At 44.2% G+C, this 1,853-nt stretch carries 3 protein-coding genes and 1 pseudogene; all 4 read left to right on the forward strand.

Annotated features, from left to right (window positions below):
• Positions 1-708: tyrosinase family protein (locus ACEW8O_RS25880; protein ID WP_373497524.1), on the forward strand; the 708-nt coding region annotated here is incomplete at its 5' end.
• 248 nt (positions 709-956) lie between these two features.
• Entirely contained in the window at positions 957-1,169 is a 213-nt protein-coding gene (locus ACEW8O_RS25885) for a type II toxin-antitoxin system Y4mF family antitoxin (RefSeq protein WP_373497525.1), read from the forward strand.
• On the forward strand, positions 1,159-1,485 hold the full coding sequence (locus tag ACEW8O_RS25890) for a HipA N-terminal domain-containing protein (protein ID WP_373497526.1): 327 nt from the start codon (positions 1,159-1,161) through the stop codon (positions 1,483-1,485). Before ACEW8O_RS25885 ends, ACEW8O_RS25890 begins: the two co-directional genes overlap by 11 nt.
• A gap of 5 nt (positions 1,486-1,490) precedes the next feature.
• Positions 1,491-1,853: pseudogene (locus ACEW8O_RS25895) on the forward strand (type II toxin-antitoxin system HipA family toxin); the annotation flags it as partial.

The raw sequence follows: 1,853 nt of genomic DNA on the forward strand, positions 1-1,853 counted from the left end.
CGTAAAGAAGACTACAAACCGCCGGTTACCTGTGACGACGACCAGGATGAGCTGTGCATTCGTAAAGATCACCGCATGCTGACCACTGACGAGCAGAATCGGTTCCTCAATGCGTTCAGCCAGATCAACGCGATGAATGCCTTGGGTCCACTAGTGGATATTCACTCCAACGCGATTCATCAGATGCACTCTAACCCCCGCTTTTTGCCTTGGCATCGGATTTACCTTTTGCGGATGGAGGAGTTGCTAATGATGGTTGATCCGACCGTGTGCATTCCATACTGGAAATCTAGCGAGGAACAATCATTCCCCTCATGGCTCCTCGGTTTCACGCCGACTGTGACGCTGATGAGCGGGCCTCACACGGTTACGCGAAACATCAGCATGTTCTCATTGCTTCCTAACGCTGCGGCTGTGACTGCAGCGCTTGCCAATGGCACATTCAACACGTTCGCTCAGGCACTCGAAGGTATTCACAATTCCGGGCATGTCTGGGTAAGCGGTTCCATGGGAAGTGTCCTGTTTGCGCCGTGCGACCCAGTGTTTTGGATGCACCACTGTGAGATCGATCGTATCTGGGCCGAATGGCAGGCCGCCAATCCCGGCCTTAATCCCGCCCTGGCCGGCTCCACGGCGATAATGGATCCCTGGACCGAGACAGAGGTTGACACACGAGACATTATCGCTTTGGGATACAACTATGTTTGAGAACTATACCTTGTAGTGGGGAGGTGCACTATGAACATACATGCAAACGTGGGAGATGTTTTGAGGTTGGCGTAATCCTCCTATTTTTATACAAATGCCTGATAAGGCTTTCGATGAATTTTGTCTTAATGTATATATCGAAAAATATACCCGATATGATGTATTAACCTAGTAGTATATGTTTTTTATACCCCATAAGGTATATTTTATTTAAATTTTTTATATTTGTACCCGATAAGGTATATAATATGAGTTTAGCCAAATTTGTCAAAGAGAAAAGAAACGCTGTAAAGTTAACTCAGCTTGAATTGGCTCAAAAATCAGGTGTGGGTTTAAGGTTCCTCAGGGATCTTGAGCAAGGTAAGAAAACATTGAGAATGGATAAGGTAAATCAGGTTTTATCAATGTTTGGACATCAACTTGGCCCAATACCGGAAACAAGGATAGAAAATGAGCAATAGAAGAGCAAAAGTATTTATGCATGGTATTCTGGCGGGAAAATTTGTTCAGGATGATACAGGCTATCGTTTTAGTTATACAGTTGAATATCTCAATAGGGAAGGTGTGGAGCCAATCAGTTTGACAATGCCACTGCAAGAGGCTCCTTATCACTCCCTGACTATGTTTCCGTTTTTTGATGGTTTGATCCCTGAAGGATGGCTTTTGGATATTGCTGTCAAAAATTGGAAATTGGATCCCAGAGATAGAATGGAGCTTCTTTTGTTGTGCTGCAAAGATACGATTGGTGCTGTCAGTATAGAACCTGAAACTGGCTGATTGTGATGAAAAAGAGATGCCTTTACTGCTATCAGTTTTTAGATGATTCTGAAACAGATTTTCACACCAAATGTAGCCGGAAAATTTTTGGTTCTGTAAATGCTCCTGAGCTTCCTTATTCGGAGAATGAACTTGAGCCCTTGGCTAAGGCTGTAATTGAAAAACAAACCGGATTGACCGGGGTCCAGCCAAAACTTTCCCTTCATATTTCATCAGAAAAGAACGGTCCCAAAAGATTCACTATTGTAGGTCTCTGGGGTGGTTATATCCTTAAACCTGCCTCACCTAATTATCCACAGCTTCCGGAAGTGGAAGATCTCACTATGCACCTGGCAGAGATTGTCAAAATCAATGTTGTTCCCCATTCC

It is taken from the genome of Aquiflexum sp. (assembly GCF_041749095.1).
GTDB lineage: Bacteria > Bacteroidota > Bacteroidia > Cytophagales > Cyclobacteriaceae > Aquiflexum.

Coding starts and splice junctions, on each gene's coding strand:
- ACEW8O_RS25885 (WP_373497525.1), top strand. CDS start 957: ATGAGTTTAGCCAAATTTGTCAAAGAGAAAAGAAACGCTGTAAAGTTA.
- ACEW8O_RS25890 (WP_373497526.1), top strand. CDS start 1,159: ATGAGCAATAGAAGAGCAAAAGTATTTATGCATGGTATTCTGGCGGGA.